The sequence below is a fragment of the Streptomyces sp. NBC_01445 genome, from assembly GCF_035918235.1.
Lineage (GTDB): Bacteria > Actinomycetota > Actinomycetes > Streptomycetales > Streptomycetaceae > Streptomyces.
The window spans coordinates 9,653,843-9,668,062 of record NZ_CP109485.1; the positions used below are offsets into that span (position 1 = coordinate 9,653,843).

The following is a 14,220-nucleotide window of genomic DNA, read 5'->3' on the forward strand; positions in this document are numbered from 1 at the left end:
CCGTCCTCGTACCGGGAAGATTGACATACAGGCGGCAATCTTCTTGAGCCGCCCGCTTTTCGTGGCGAGGGTGAGCGGGACCGCACCACGAAGATCGAGGTCCACGCCCCATGACAAGCAGCCCTGCCATCACCGCCACCGCCCGTACCAAGACCACCTCCGCCTTCTATGTCACCGGCGCCACCACGCAGTTCGCCTCCCGCTACGACCAGCGTCTCTCGTACTGTCTCTACGTCCCGTCCGCGCACGAGACGGCCACCGAGCCGCTCCCCCTGCTGGTGATGCAGCACGGCACCGGCCGCTCCGGGCCCCAGTACCGGGACGCGATGGCCGAGTTCGCCGAGGAGCACGGCATCGTCGTGCTCGCCCCGCTCTTCCCCGCCGGGCTCGGCGACGACCCCGACGACCTCCACAACTTCAAGTTCATCGCGCACCAGGGCATCCGCTTCGACCTGGCGCTGCTCGCGATCGTCGACGAGGCCGCGGAGCGGGTTGATATCGACACCTCGCGGTTCGTGCTGCACGGCTTCTCCGGCGGCGGCCAGTTCGCTCACCGGTTCCTCCTGCTGCATCCGGACCGGCTCGCCGGAGTCTCCATCGGCGCCCCGGGCAGGGTCACGCTGATCGATCCGGAACGGGAGTGGTGGCTGGGCACCAAGGGGTTCGCCGAACGGTTCGGCGCCCCCGTCGACCTGGACCAAGTGCGCGACGTCCCGGTGCATATGGTGATCGGCGCCGAGGACACCGAGACCTGGGAGATCAACAACCCGGGCGACTCCAACTGGATGGACGGCGCGGACGCCGTCGGCCGCACCCGCGTCGAACGCATCTCGGCACTGCGTGACAACTACCGCGCCCACGGGATCGACGTCGCCTTCGATGTCGTACCCGGGCTCGGCCACGACGGCATGGGTGTGTTGGAGCAGGTCCGGGATTTCGCCGCCCGTGTGCTGCGGGCCGGATAGGGAGTACAAGGGTGCGGCTAGCCCGGCATCCCGCAGCCGGGCGGCCTCGACCAGGGCGGGCTGGTAGGACCACAGGGACGAGTCGGTTTCGTGGCCGGCTGCCGTGAAGCTCTCCAGGCCCTGCATGCACCAGCCCCGAGCCTCAGCTCTTGCCCAAGGTGCGGGCGAGGAGGGGGAGCAGGCGGTCCCAGTGGCGCTGTAGCCCGGAGCCGTTGAAGGCTTCGGTGTCGGACATGGTGAAGCCGTGGACGGTGCCGGGGTAGATCTCGGCGGTGTGACCGAGACCTGCGGCATCCAGAGCCTCGTTGAGCTCGCTGATCGCCTCGGACGGCAAGTCGTCGGAGAGGCCGAGATGAACCTCGGCGGTGAGCTCGGGGATGAGGCGGTGCGGGCTGTCGGGTGTGTCGGTAACCACGAAGCCGGGGTGGAATCCGGCGACGGCGGCCACCTGGTCGGGGTGGGCCGCTGCGGTGCGCATCGCGAAGAGGGTGCCGATGCAGTAGCCGATCACGGCAACCGGTCCGGCGCTGACCTCGGGCTGGATGGTGAGGAACCGGAGGTAGGCGTCGGCGTCGCGCTGGGCATGTTCGGTGGTGTGCGCCTCGAGCAAGGGCATCAGCTGCGCGATGACCGCGGGCCGGACCTCTTCTCCGATGTACTCGGGAAGGTCCACCACCGGTGCCGGGCCGTGCCGGTAGTAGAGGTTGGGGACGAGCACGTAGTAGCCGTGCCCGGCCAGTTCGCGGGCCTTGTCCTCCAACTCGGGCCGCAGGCCGAAGGCGTCCGAGTACAACAGCACCCCCGGGTGCGGCGCGCCGTCGTCGGGAAAGGCGGCGAAAGCGTCTGCCTGGCCATCGGCGGTGGGAATCTGCAGGGTCTTGGCGGGAATAGCGGATCTTCCTTCCTGGAGTTCGCTCAACTGCCGTTAGTTGCACTAACGGTGCTGGCGCGCGAGCGAACGTACATCGTTAGCCGGACTAACGCAACGGGTAGGATCGGCGCCATGATCAGAGCCGATGCCGCAGACCTGCCCGACGACGGCGCGCGCAAGACGCCCGACCGGCTGCGTCGACGGGCGAGCCGGCTGTTGTCACAGCTGACCGCGCGGTCGGACCGGCTGATTACCGAGGGGCTGGCACAGGCCGACGCCCGCAAGTGGCATTACGCCGTACTCGCCTCGCTGCAGGACTTCGGGCCGGGCAGTCAGGCGACGCTGAGCAGGCGCACAGGCATCTACCGCAGCGACATGGTCGGTGTGCTCAACGAACTGGCGAAGCGTGACCTCGTCGAGCGGGCGCCCGATCCCGACGACCAGCGCCGCAACATCATTACGATCTCTGCCAAGGGCCGCCGTCAACTACGCCGCCTCGACACGGTCCTGGACACACTCCACGACGAACTGCTCGCTCCGTTGAGTCCGACCGAACGCGACCAGCTCGTGGAGTTGCTCAACCGCTTGCTGGACCATCACGCCGGGACAGCCTGACCGCGCGAGTGGTGGCAGCAGGCATCAGCCGTCCGTGCAGGCGATGGACGGCTTGGTGCAGGGCGCGTCGGCTGCCGCCGGCGGGGGAAGAGCCCTTACCGGGGCGTCCCGGTCAGGCTCTCGGAGACCCTGGCCGTGAGCTGGCGCAGGATCCGCTTGACCTCGTCGAAGCCGTTCGCCGGCAGGCCAGGGAGTCGCCGATGGCGGCCGGTACGGTCCGGGCGCCCTCGCGGAGTTGAGTGCCCTGTTCGGTCAGACTGACCTGGACGGTGCGCTCGTCGTCGGGCCGCCGCTCGCGCCGGACCAGGCCGGAGGCCTCCAGGCGCTTGATCAATGGGGTCAGGGTTCCGTAGTCGAGTTGGAGAGCGGCGCCGATGTCCTTGGTGGGACCGGAGTGATCCATCATCAACTTGACGTACCAGGCGAGCACTTGACCTGACGGCACCGTCAGATGGTGCTCCCTGGTCGCATGTGGGGTCCCGATCCCGGGAGAGGCCGAGCCCGGAGGCCGCCGCACGGCGTCGCCGCCTCCCGTGGAGACGGCGACGTGCCCGGTGATCGTACGGATCAGACGATGCCCTGGGCCAGCATCGCGTCGGCGACGCGGATGAATCCCGCGATGGACGCTCCGGCGACGTAGTCGTCCGGGTCGCCGGTGTACGCGTCGGCGGTTGCGCGACTGTGGGCGTGGATGTCGCTCATGATGCTCTCGAGCCGGTCCGTCACCTCGTCCCGGCTCCACGCCGCCCGCGCGGCGTTCTGGCTCATCTCCAGGGCCGAGGTCGCGACCCCGCCCGCGTTCGCGGCCTTGCCGGGGCCGAACAGCACCCCGGCCTCGCGGAAGCGGGCCACCGCACCCGGGGTGCAGGGCATGTTGGCGCCCTCGGCGACCGCCAGCACGCCGTTGCGGATCAGCGCGGCGGCGTGGTCCTCGCCCAACTCGTTCTGCGTGGCGCAGGGAAGCATCACATCACAGGGCACGTCGTAGACCGATCCGTATGCGTGGTGTTCGGCGGACGGCCGCTCGGCGGCGTAGGCGCTCAGCCGTTCCCGCCGCACCTCCTTGATCTCACGCAGGAGGGCGACGTCGATGCCGTCCGGATCCACGACGTGGCCGGCGGAGTCCGAGCAGGCGACGGCCTTTGCGCCGAGGCGGTGGGCCTGCTCGATCGCATAGATCGCCACATTGCCCGAACCGGACACCACGACGGTCCTGCCTGAAAGGTCCTGCCCGCGGGTGGCGAGCATGTCCCGGGCGAAGAACACGGTGCCGTACCCGGTCGCTTCGGTGCGGCCCTGCGAGCCGCCCCATCCGACGCCCTTCCCCGTCAGCACCCCCGCCTCGTGGCGGTTCACGATCCGCTTGTACTGGCCGAACATGTAGCCGATCTCACGGCCACCCACGCCGATGTCACCGGCCGGCACATCCGTGTGCTCTCCCAGGTGCCGGTAGAGCTCGGTGATGAACGACTGGCAGAAGCGCATGACTTCGGCGTCACTGCGTCCGGCGGGGTCGAAGTCCGCGCCACCCTTGCCGGCCCCGATGCCCTGGCCGGTGAGCGCGTTCTTGAAGATCTGCTCGAAGCCGAGGAACTTGATGACCGACAGATCGACGGTCGGGTGGAAGCGCAGGCCGCCCTTGTACGGGCCGAGCGCGCTGGAGAATTCCACGCGGTAGCCGCGGTTCACCTGAATCCGGCCGCGGTCGTCGACCCAGGGCACCCGGAACATGATTTGCCGTTCGGGTTCGCAGAGGCGCTCGAGGATGTGCGCGTCGGCGTACTCGGGATGCCGGTCGAGAACCGGGCCGAGCGTGTGCAGGACCTCCTCGACGGCCTGTTGAAACACTACTTCGCCTGGGCTGCGACGCCGGACCGCGTCGAGGACGTCGTCCAGATGAGAGGGAACGGCTGAGGGCGAAACGGTGGTCATCATCTTCCTCTGGCGGGGGAGCGGACTTGGTAGGGGAGGAATCGGACGGCACGGTTACGTTGGGTCTGGTCAAAGGGGGAAGCGGCCGAAGTGGTACGCAGTGCCATGCGGCCCACTTGGACGGGATTGCGTGGCGCTGGGATGAGCCGACGGGCGCCTCATCAGCGTTGATCCAGATCGACAGTACGGCAATTGGGCCGCACGGCGCTGTGGTTGAGCGGCGATGACCAACAGGTGAAACGCCACCGTCGCTACCGGCCGATCGGGGCGGGCCGGTAGCGACGGTGGGATGGGCATCACCGGGTTCGGAAGCGTCCGTCCACGACCAGTTCGGTGCCTGTGATGAAGCTCGCGTCATCGCTGACGAGGTAGGCACCGGCTGCGGCGAGTTCGGAGGAATCCGCGCGCCGGCCGAGCGGTGTCTCGGGAATCACGGTGTTGCCGCCTTCCGTCAGCCTGGTACGGAGGGTGTGAGGGTGTGTGCTTCGTACCAGTTGTTGAGGTGGTCTTCTCGCCGGCTGAGAGCGGCGGGCCAGTCACTGCCTGGCGTCGGTCCGGCCGTCAAAGGCCCTCCACGGTTTTCCATCCCCAGGTGGTGAGCATGCCGGCCGACAGCGCGGCGCATTCGTCGGAGTCCAGGTACCGGACGGCCGAGTCGACGGCCGCGTCATCGACGAGTCCGGTGGCAAGCATCGCCGCTCTGCTGCGTTCCCATGTGTCGGCCCAGAAGCGGCTGATGGGGCTGGCCGGCAGCAGCGGCGGCACATGGATCTCGGCAGCCACGGACACGAGCCCCGCCCCGCGCAGCAGCTGAGGGTACGACGGAACCCAGGAGACGTCGGTGCCGATGGCGGCCCGCAGCCCCTGCCACATCGCGCGCATCATCACGGCGTACGGCGTGTCGGGCGTCCGGTCACTCGTCAGGTCGACCGCGTCACTGAGTACCAGCACGCCGCCGGGCGCGACGAGTTCGGTCAGAGCCGTGATCAGACGCTCGCGCTCGGGCAGGTGCATCAGCACGAAGCGCGCGTGGACGAGCCGGAACCGGCCGGGGGCGAAGTCCGGGGCAGTGACGTCTGCTTCCAGCACGTCGAGCCCGGGCACGAGCCGTGCGCCGAGGAAGCGTGTGTCGCGGTCCGCGGCGAGCACACTTGCCACCCCGACCTCGTCCAGCAGCCGGCGCGAAACCGTGCCCGTGCCGGCGCCCACGTCGAGGCAGTGCCATCCCGGGCCGACGCCGAGTTCCCGCAGTCGCGCCATGGTGATGTCGTCGTAGGCGAGGGCGCCGAAGTCGATGCGCTCGGCCTCACCGGCCTGTTCGGGACGGAAGACGGCCTCGCCATAGCGATCGCCGCCTGGCACGTCCCCGTGCGGAGTGGCGGTCACATCGCGGCCCTGGCCGAGACGCCGTGGGCGTCGTCATCGATGAGTACCGATGCCCGGTCGGCGAGAGGCTGGAACGGCGGGTCGTTGAGCAGTTTCAAGGCCGGACCTCTTCATCTGTGGGTCGGTGGGGCGGCGGCCCTTTACGAGGTCGCCGCCCCACCGATCTTCCATCGGCGGCCGCCGGCGCTGCCGAGGCGCGCCGGGCCGCTACCCGGACGACGCAGAGCCGTGCCGGCGTCGCCGGAAGCATGGCTCAAGGTGTGCTTCCAGCGACCGACCACCTCAGGGCAGCAGCCGAGGCCGTCGCTTCGCCGCGACGTCCTCCACCCAGCCCACCAGCGGGATCGCCGCGGCGATCAGCACCCAGCCGACACCGAACATGAACCACTGGCTCTCCAGCGGCAGGTACTTCACGAATGCGGGCACGTTCCAGAACTGATCGATCAGCGGCACCGCGAGGATCAGTGCGATCTCGTGCCAGAGGTAGATCGTCATCGCCCGCGCGTTGAAGACCGACACGATCCGGTCGAGCCGTTTGAAGCGCGCCAGCCACGCGAAGTCGACCTTGAAGTACGCCTTCGAGTACATCAGTAGCATCACAAACCCGGCCGACCAGAAAGCCTGCGCAAGCGGGATGTCGTCCAGGTCGTAACTCCCGTACTCCGCCTGGTGGGTGAGGGCGAACCAGGCGCCGTAGGCAAGCGCCGCGATGGACAGCACGACGACGGGTCCCGGACGCAGACGGGCCAGGACGCCCTCACGGTGCGCGAAACCGGCGAGCCAGCAGAACAGGAACGTCGCGAAGTCGAGAAGACCGCTGCCGAACCGGTTGTCCGGCGGCTGCCACACAAACTGGAGCACCAGGATCGGCGTGAGCGAAGCGAGCAGCACCGCCACCGGCGCCAGGCGGAACACCTTCAAGAGCAGCGGCGACAGGAGCACGAACCACAGGTAGGCGCGCAGATACCAGAGGATCTCCCAGGCCTGCATGCCCCAGGTGTTACCCGGCGGGTCGCCGAGGGGCACCACCCAGTACACGACCTGCCATTTCGGCATCCAGCCGTGCAGCAGCATCGCGAGGACGACGAAGATGCCCCAGAGCCAGAAGGGCGGCAGCAGGCGTCGTGTCCGGCTTCTGATCACCGAAAGGGCCGGCCGTTCAAGGGACTTGGCCATAAGTGACCCGGCGAGCGCGAACATGACGCCCATGGAGGGGAAGGCGAGGCCCGCCCACACCCAGCCGAACGTGTGGTAGGCCACGACGCGAATCAGTGCGAGGGCGCGAAGCGTGTCGAAGTACCGGTCGCGGCCGCCCGCCCGGACCGCTGACCGCTCGGGCACGGCGGGTTCTCGGTCGCCCGGCTCGGTCACACGGAGAGGTGTGGTGTCCTGATCAAGGCCCTGCGTTCCCGGTATTTCAGGTGCTTCAGGCTTTTCGGGAGTTCCGCGCGTGCGCCGAGCGGCTCTGTGACGATTCCCTTGGGCCTCCGAGGTCACCGCCCCACCCCCGTCGGCGTCCCGACCTCGCCGGTGCGCTTGAGTTTCTGCCAGCGCAGCCGGCCGCCCGTGAGGGCGGTGATGGAGGAGTGGATGAGCACCAGGTACATCATCTGGCGGTACGCGATCTGCTGGAGCGGGAGCATCCACAGGTAGCGGTACTTCTCTCCGTCGAGGCGGAACGCGTAGGCGGCGCACACGAGTTGGATGCCGAGCACAGCCAGCCAGGCGAGCAGGGACGCCTTGAAGTCCACGAAGATCATCGAGTAGAGGGTGAAGAGGTCGATCAGCGGCGCGAAGACCGGCGTGACGATCTGGAAGAGCACCACGAGGGGCATGCCCACCCGTCCGAAGCGACCCGAAGGCCCCTTGTCCACGAGGGACTTGCGGTGCTTCCACAGCGCCTGCATGGTGCCGTACGACCAACGGTAGCGCTGGCTCCACAGCTGTTTGAGCGAGGCCGGCGCCTCCGTCCAGGCCCGCGCATGCTCCTGGTACACCACACGCCATCCGGCGCGGTGCATCGCGATGGTGATGTCGGTGTCCTCCGCGAGGGTGTCCTCGCTCATGCCGCCGACCTCGAGGACGGCCTGGCGCCGGAACGCTCCGATCGCTCCGGGGATGGTGGGCATGCAGCGCAGCAGGTCGTACATGCGGCGGTCCAGGTTGAAGCCCATCACGTACTCGATGTGCTGCCAGGCGCCGATGACCGTGTTGCGGTTGCCGACCTTGGCGTTGCCCGCGACCGCGCCGATGTCCGGGGCGGCGAAAGGCTGCACGAGCTGCCGGACGGTGTCCGGCTCGAAGACCGTGTCGCCGTCCATCATCACGACGATGTCGTAACTGGCGTTGCGTACCCCGTTGTTGAGCGCCGCGGGCTTGCCCGCGTTCTCCTGACGGATCACTCGCACGTTGGGCAGGCCGAGGGACTCGGCGATCTCCTTCGTACCGTCGGTGGAGCCGTCGTCCACGACGATGATCTCGATGGGATGCGTGCTCTGGGCGAGGGAGTTGAGGGTGTTGGCGATGCACTCCTTCTCGTTGTACGCGGGCACGATCACGCTGACCGGCCTGGTGACGGGCGCCCCCCAGCTGAACCGGCGTTTGTTGCGCTGCCTGTAGTGGCGCCGCGCGAGGAGCAGCATCATCGCGAACCGCGCCATCACGGCGACTCCGACGACCGCGAGGAAGACGGCCAGCGTCGGCACGGTCCACTCGGCGATCGCGACCGCCACGATGAGCGCCTTGCCCTCGTAGAGGGTGGTGCCGGTGGCTTCGGAGTGGGCGGCCTGGTCGACATTGCGGGCGCCGCCCGGAGCGTTCGTGCCGGAGGAGGGAGGGGTTCCCTGCTGGGCCGCGCCACCCGGTGCCTGACCGGACCTCTGCGCCCCACCGGGCTGAGCGCTTCCGTCCTGTGTGTCGCCATCCTGCGCACCGGTGCCCTGAGCGGAGCCGCTCCCGGCGGAGCCGTTCTGTGCGGAGCCGCCGCCCAGCGCCCCCGTCTTGGCCATGGCGCCGCTGACCGTAGTGAAGGTGTAGCCCTTCGCCTTCATCTTCTTGATGTACTTGGGCAGCGCCTTGAGCGTCTGGTCACGGTTGCCGCCGGCGTCGTGGAAGAGCACCGACGCGCCTTTGCTCTTCTTCGGCGTCGCCCACTGGACGATCTTCGAGACGCCCGGCTTCTTCCAGTCGTCGCTGTCGGTGTCGACGAAGACGCTGGTGTAGCCCATGGCGCCGAGCTTCTTGTAGACCGGCCAGCTGTAGTTGTCGATCGCGGCGGCCTCGGACGAGTAGGGCGCACGCACCAGCTTCGTGGTGATGCCGGCCGCTCCCGCGAGCGCCAGCTGGGTCTGCGTGAGCTCACGCTTGACGCGGGCGTCGCTCTGATAGGAGAGGTCGACATGGGTGAAGGTGTGCAGGCCGACCTCGTTCCCCTGCTCGACCATGTCCTTCACGATGCCGGGCTGCCGGGCGATCATGGAACCCACGAGGAAGAACGTGCCGTTCACATCGTTGTCCGCGAGGATCTTGAGGACCTTCTCGGTGTACGTGGCGTCGGGACCGTCGTCGAAGGTGAGCACGATGGTCTTCTTCGGAACGGACTGCGTCTGCATGGAACCGTTGGTCGAGGTCAGAATCGGGGCCGCCGTCGAGGATGCGCTGCGGCACCTTGTCGTAGGACGCGTCGGTGCGGACGCGGTGGTCGCCCAGGACCTCGGCCCGCAGATATCCGTCGAGCATCATCACGCTGACGAGTCCGAGGACGAGAACGAGCGCGAGGACGACGCGTGGCCGCTGCAGAGCGGCGGCTCGACGCCCGGCGCGCTCCAAGCGGGAGGGAGCGGCACGGCGACGGCGCCGCGCGGAGGTGTTGCTGGTCATGTTTTCCCTTACCTGCGCGTCAGTGGGCGTCGGCGGCTGCTGACGCCGAGGGGGCGGGCAGTGAAGGGCTGGGCGAGAGGGAGGGGCGGGTGGTCGGAGGCGTTCCTTGCTGCTGACCGGCGCCGCCCGCGGCGCCGTACCCGGCGGCCGGACCACGACCGGTGTCGGCGCCGCCACCTCCGCCTCCACCACCTGCGCCGCCGAAGGGCAGCAGGTCCGTCGTGCTCACGGACACACCCCACCCCATGAACGACAGGCCGAGGACGACCGCGTAGCCCAGACAGGCGACGACCACGGCGAGGCCGAACCTGCGCAGCAGCTTGGCCCGCCGTCCGGAACTGTCGACGAATACGGGGCCTTCATCGGCCCCTTTTCCACGTTTGCGGTGGCTTCCGCGCCCACTGGCACGGTTTTCGACGGAGGAATCGAAATGCATTCTCGGGACGCTAAGGGATCTTTATGTGGCCCATCACAGGCATTCCTGTGCGCACCCTGAGAAGGCCCTGATTTCGCTGTGATTTGCCTCATGGCACCTGGATCACAGGCTTCCGTGTTTCAGTTCCGGGACGAGACCGAGAAGAAATGGGTGCATGCACGATGAGGAATGTTCTGGGGAGGCCGGCCGCCGCCTTCGTGTCGCTGGTGGCGGCTGCGACCTGCGCGGGGTGCTCGTCGGGGAGCTCGGGCTCGGCCGACGCGTCACCGCACGGCGCGCCCTCGCAGGCCGCGAGCGCACCCTCGTCATCCAGCCCGTTCGCCCCCTACGTCAGTGCCACGGACGCTTCGGACCTGGACGCGGCCGGGTCCCCCTCCGCGTACAACCTGGCCTTCACCATCGCGGACGGCAGCTCCTGCACGCCCACGTGGAACGGCACCGAGGCCGTCAGCGACGCGACGGTGAAGAAGCGGATCTCGGCACTCGAGTCGTCCGGCGCGACCGTGCGCGTCTCCTTCGGCGGGGCGTCCGGCAAGGAACTGGCCGAGACGTGCGGCAGCGCGTCCGCTCTGGCCGACGCCTACGCCGCCACGCTCGACGCCGCGGGCGCCACCCGGGCCGACTTCGACATCGAGGGCGATGCGCTGAAGGACTCCGACTCGGTGACCCTGCGCTCGAAGGCGATCGCCCTGCTCCAGAAGAAGCGCACCGACCTCAACGTGTCTTTCACACTTCCCGTGATGCCCTCGGGCCTGGACGCGGACGGCGTGGCCCTCCTGGAGTCGGCCAACGACCAAGGCGTCAAGGTGTCCAGCGTCAACATCATGACGATGAACTACGGCACGTCCTACACCGGCGACATGGGCGACTACGCCATTACGTCGGCCAAGGCGGCCCACGCCCAACTCGCGGACATTTTCGGGCTGTCGGACAGGAACGCGTGGCGCGGACTCGCCGTGACGCCGATGCTCGGCACGAACGACGTCGACAAGGAGACGTTCACCCTTTCCGATGCCGCCCAACTGCGTGCCTTCGCGGAGACGAAGGAGCTTGCCTGGGTCTCCATGTGGTCCACGTTCCGCGACCAGCAGTGCTCCTCTGCCGACACGTCGTCGGACGACGCGCTCACCAACTGCAGTGGTGTGCAGCAGAGTTCGGGAGCCTTCGGCAAGGCTCTGTCCGGCTGAGGCGACGTTTTCGGGACAGGTGCGGTGCCGATGCCTTCTTCGAGAGCGAGACCGTGACCGACGCACCTCGGGCGCCTGTCCCGCGTCACTCAGTCCGACGGCACTGATGCGGCATCATGCTCCGCATGAGCGACTCTCCCCACCCTCGAGGTGCCGGCGGCAATCTGGCGCACAGTCGGGTGCCGATGACTGGCCGCGATCCCCAAGAACCCGGACGGGTCTCTTCACCGCTGGAGCTGTTGTTCGACCTGACGTTTGTGGTCGCGGTAGGAACCGCCTCCTCCCAATTCGCCGAGATGGTCGCCGGGGGGCATACGGGAGAGGCGGTCACCGCGTTTGTGCTGGCGATGTTCGCGATCAGTGTCGCGTGGATCAGCTTCAGCTGGTTCGCGTCGGCGTTCGGCACGGACGACTGGCTCTACCGCGCGCTGACGATGTTGCAGATGATCGGCGTCGTCGTGTTCTCGCTCGGCCTGCCCGCGATGTTCCACTCGGTCGAAGAGGGCGAACACCTCGACCTGAGGGTGATGGTGCTCGGGTATGTCGTGATGCGGATCGCGATGGTGCTGCAGTGGTGGCGTGCCGCCCGGGAGTCCCCCACATTCCGGGACGTCGGAATGGCGAACATCCGCTGGACGGTGATCGTCCAAGTCGGCTGGGTCGTCGTCGCGTTCACGCATCTGCCGCTCAACGCGGTGTTCGTCGCGTTCGTCGTCCTCGGTGTGCTCGAACTGGCATTGCCCGTTCTCACCCAGGGCGATTCGGGCGGAACTCCGTGGCACCCTCACCATGTCGCGGAGCGGTACGGCCTGTTCGCCATCATCGTCCTCGGGGAGGGCGTGGTGGGTACCGTCGCGTCCTCGGGCGAGCTTCTCGGCGGTGTGGACGGAACCCATTGGAGCGGCAACGCGATCGCCGTGGTCGTCGCCGGCGTCGGACTGACCTTCGGCATGTGGTGGGTGTACTTCGCCACCCCCTTCGGCGACATCCTCGTGCACCGCCGCAGCCGCGGATACCTCTTCGGCTACGGGCACATCCCGCTCTTCGCCGGGGTGGCCGGCGCCGGAGCCGGGCTCCACGTGGCGGGCCTGCACCTGGAGCACCACTCGGAGATCAGTGACGTCGCCGTGGTGCTGTCCCTGGCCATCCCGGTCGGCCTCTACCTGCTCATGGTGTATCTCCTCCACACGCTGTTGCTGTCCACGGCCGACCCGTTCCACGTGCTGCTGATCTCGCTCACGCTGGCCGTACTGCTCGCGGCGGTGCTCCTGTCCGTGGCCGGCGTCGCCATCGCGGCGTGCCTCCTCATCGTGATGCTGGCCCCCTTCGTCACCGTGGTCGGCTACGAGACGATCGGCCACCGCCACCAGCGCCGGATGCTGGAAGGACTCGGCTCGCAGAACCAGTGACAACTGCCCGCGGATACGGGGGCGATGGGCACAGGTGCAGGCCCTGGTGGCCCGCCCGTCGGCCTTCGCCCCGTCCGACTTCCCACGAGGCCGGCGTGGTCGTGCGGTGATTCCTCGCTGGTACTGTCCAGCCATGCCGCGCCTGGTGGAAGTTCCTGGGTACGTACGCTTCTGGACCGCCTCAGCGGTATCCGCTTTCGGTTCTCAGGTCACGGGGCTGGCCTTGCAGATCCTCACCGCCGTGGCGCTGAGCGCATCCGCCACTGAGGTCGGCATCGTCAATGCCGCCCGCTGGCTTCCGTATCTGCTCTTCGGACTCGTGGCCGGGGTAGTGGTGGACCGCCGCCGACGCAAGCCGATGATGGTCACCACGGACCTCGGAAGGGCGGTTCTGCTCGGCGCGATACCCGTGCTGTATGCGCTGGACCGGCTCACTGTCCCCACGCTGTGCTTGTTCGTCTTCGCGTTCGGGGTGCTGTCACTGCTGTTCGACGCGGCGAACCAGTCGTACGTGCCACAGCTGGTACCAAAAGAACTGCTCAACTCGGGGTACGCCCGTATGGAGCAGGCGGGCGCGGTGGCCGGTTCGACCGGCCCTCTGATCGGCGGGGTACTGATCAAAATCATGGGGGCGCCGCTGGCCGTGCTGGTGGACGCCGTCACTTATCTGATGTCGGCCTTGTTGCTCGCCTCGGTGAAGGCGCCCGACCCCGTCCCCGCTGGCGGCGCACGGCGTAGCCTCGGCAGCGAGCTGCGCGAAGGGGTGGCATGGGTCTACCGGCATCGCACCCTGGCATCCATCGCCCTGACCTCACACGCGATGCTGCTTTTCAACAGCATGGTCAGCACCGTCTTCGTTGTCTTCGCCCTGAACGAGCTCAAGATCGGCGAATTCGGCCTGGCGGCCACGTATGCCTTCGCGAGTGTCGGAGCGGTACTCGGCGGCGCGTTCTCCGCACGCGTGGCCGGCAGGATGGACGTCGGCCCCACGCTGATCGCCTTCCGCCTGCTCGCCGCGATCGGCTGGCTGCCCCTGGTCCTGGCCGGACGTGGACCGTGGGCGCTTGCCTCCGTGTCGCTCGCCTTCTTCATCGTGTCCCTGGCCATCGGCATCGAGAGCCCGGTGGAGATGAGCTATCGGCAAGCGGTGACACCCGACCGGCTGCGCGGCCGCATGAACGCGACGATCCGCTCGATGAACTGGGGAATGGTAGCCGTGGGGGCACCGCTCGGTGGAGTACTCGCCGACCAGGTCAGCTATCGCTTCGCCCTGTGGATCGGACTGTCCGGAGCCGTCGTCCAGGCGCTCGCACTGACGGTCTCTCGTACCCGCAGGGCCCGCACCACCGACGAACTCGATTTCCCAGCAGAGGCCTGCGCATGACCAAGAAAGGGCGCGGGGCCATCTCGCGTCTGCGCATTCGTCGACGAAGGCGCTGTCATGTGCCAGTACGGCGGTCAGGACACGGCGGAGAAGACTTTCTGCCACGACCCTGGCCCGCCGAGCCCGTGAATTCGGGTGGGCCGCGTGGCCGCGTAC

At 68.1% G+C, this 14,220-nt stretch carries 13 protein-coding genes; 5 read left to right on the top strand and 8 right to left on the bottom strand.

Annotated elements, in window-relative coordinates; genetic code table 11:
- Positions 1–110: 110 nt before the first annotated feature.
- Positions 111–965 carry a PHB depolymerase family esterase gene (locus tag OG574_RS44125; protein WP_326777839.1) on the top strand — a complete coding sequence of 285 codons (855 nt, stop codon included), beginning with the start codon at positions 111–113 and terminating at the stop codon, positions 963–965.
- A 142-nt stretch (positions 966–1,107) separates the two neighbouring features.
- On the opposite strand, the gene OG574_RS44130 is transcribed toward OG574_RS44125, so the two are convergent.
- Positions 1,108–1,854, bottom strand: coding sequence for a dienelactone hydrolase family protein (locus OG574_RS44130; RefSeq protein WP_326778807.1), 747 nt, complete (start codon positions 1,852–1,854; stop codon positions 1,108–1,110).
- Positions 1,855–1,968: 114 nt separating this feature from the next.
- On the opposite strand from OG574_RS44130, the gene OG574_RS44135 reads away from it, so the two are divergent.
- The gene (locus OG574_RS44135; protein WP_326777840.1) at positions 1,969–2,451 is read left to right on the top strand and encodes a MarR family winged helix-turn-helix transcriptional regulator; all 483 of its coding nucleotides are present in this window, start codon (positions 1,969–1,971) and stop codon (positions 2,449–2,451) included.
- A gap of 112 nt (positions 2,452–2,563) precedes the next feature.
- Here OG574_RS44135 and OG574_RS44140 read toward each other — a convergent pair whose 3' ends face one another.
- The 7 genes from OG574_RS44140 to OG574_RS44170 form a co-directional block, all read right to left on the bottom strand.
- Entirely contained in the window at positions 2,564–2,896 is a 333-nt protein-coding gene (locus OG574_RS44140) for a transcriptional regulator, SarA/Rot family (RefSeq protein ID WP_326777841.1), read from the bottom strand.
- Between the two features lie 122 nt (positions 2,897–3,018).
- The gene (gene gdhA, locus OG574_RS44145) at positions 3,019–4,386 is read right to left on the bottom strand and encodes an NADP-specific glutamate dehydrogenase (RefSeq protein WP_442816893.1); all 1,368 of its coding nucleotides are present in this window, start codon (positions 4,384–4,386) and stop codon (positions 3,019–3,021) included.
- Positions 4,387–4,679: 293 nt separating this feature from the next.
- Complete coding sequence (locus OG574_RS44150) at positions 4,680–4,817, bottom strand: SDR family oxidoreductase (RefSeq protein WP_326777842.1); 138 nt, start codon at positions 4,815–4,817, stop codon at positions 4,680–4,682.
- 127 nt (positions 4,818–4,944) lie between these two features.
- Positions 4,945–5,769 carry a class I SAM-dependent methyltransferase gene (locus OG574_RS44155; RefSeq protein WP_326777843.1) on the bottom strand — a complete coding sequence of 275 codons (825 nt, stop codon included), beginning with the start codon at positions 5,767–5,769 and terminating at the stop codon, positions 4,945–4,947.
- 282 nt (positions 5,770–6,051) lie between these two features.
- Positions 6,052–7,140, bottom strand: a complete 1,089-nt coding sequence (locus OG574_RS44160; protein ID WP_326777844.1) for an acyltransferase family protein — start codon at positions 7,138–7,140, stop codon at positions 6,052–6,054.
- A gap of 122 nt (positions 7,141–7,262) precedes the next feature.
- Complete coding sequence (locus OG574_RS44165; RefSeq protein ID WP_326777845.1) at positions 7,263–9,380, bottom strand: bifunctional polysaccharide deacetylase/glycosyltransferase family 2 protein; 2,118 nt, start codon at positions 9,378–9,380, stop codon at positions 7,263–7,265.
- A gap of 287 nt (positions 9,381–9,667) precedes the next feature.
- Entirely contained in the window at positions 9,668–10,084 is a 417-nt protein-coding gene (locus OG574_RS44170) for a hypothetical protein (protein WP_326777846.1), read from the bottom strand.
- Between the two features lie 161 nt (positions 10,085–10,245).
- Here OG574_RS44170 and OG574_RS44175 point away from each other — a divergent pair, with 161 nt between their 5' ends.
- The 3 genes from OG574_RS44175 to OG574_RS44185 all read left to right on the top strand — a co-directional run bounded on the left by OG574_RS44175 (position 10,246) and on the right by OG574_RS44185 (position 14,064).
- A complete protein-coding gene (locus OG574_RS44175) occupies positions 10,246–11,271 on the top strand; it encodes a chitinase (RefSeq protein ID WP_326777847.1) in 1,026 nt (341 codons plus the stop codon).
- A 125-nt stretch (positions 11,272–11,396) separates the two neighbouring features.
- A complete protein-coding gene (locus OG574_RS44180) occupies positions 11,397–12,680 on the top strand; it encodes a low temperature requirement protein A (RefSeq protein ID WP_326777848.1) in 1,284 nt (427 codons plus the stop codon).
- A gap of 133 nt (positions 12,681–12,813) precedes the next feature.
- Positions 12,814–14,064: an MFS transporter gene (locus tag OG574_RS44185; RefSeq protein WP_326777849.1), complete on the top strand. Its 1,251-nt coding sequence runs from the start codon at positions 12,814–12,816 to the stop codon at positions 14,062–14,064.
- Positions 14,065–14,220 lie beyond the last annotated feature (156 nt).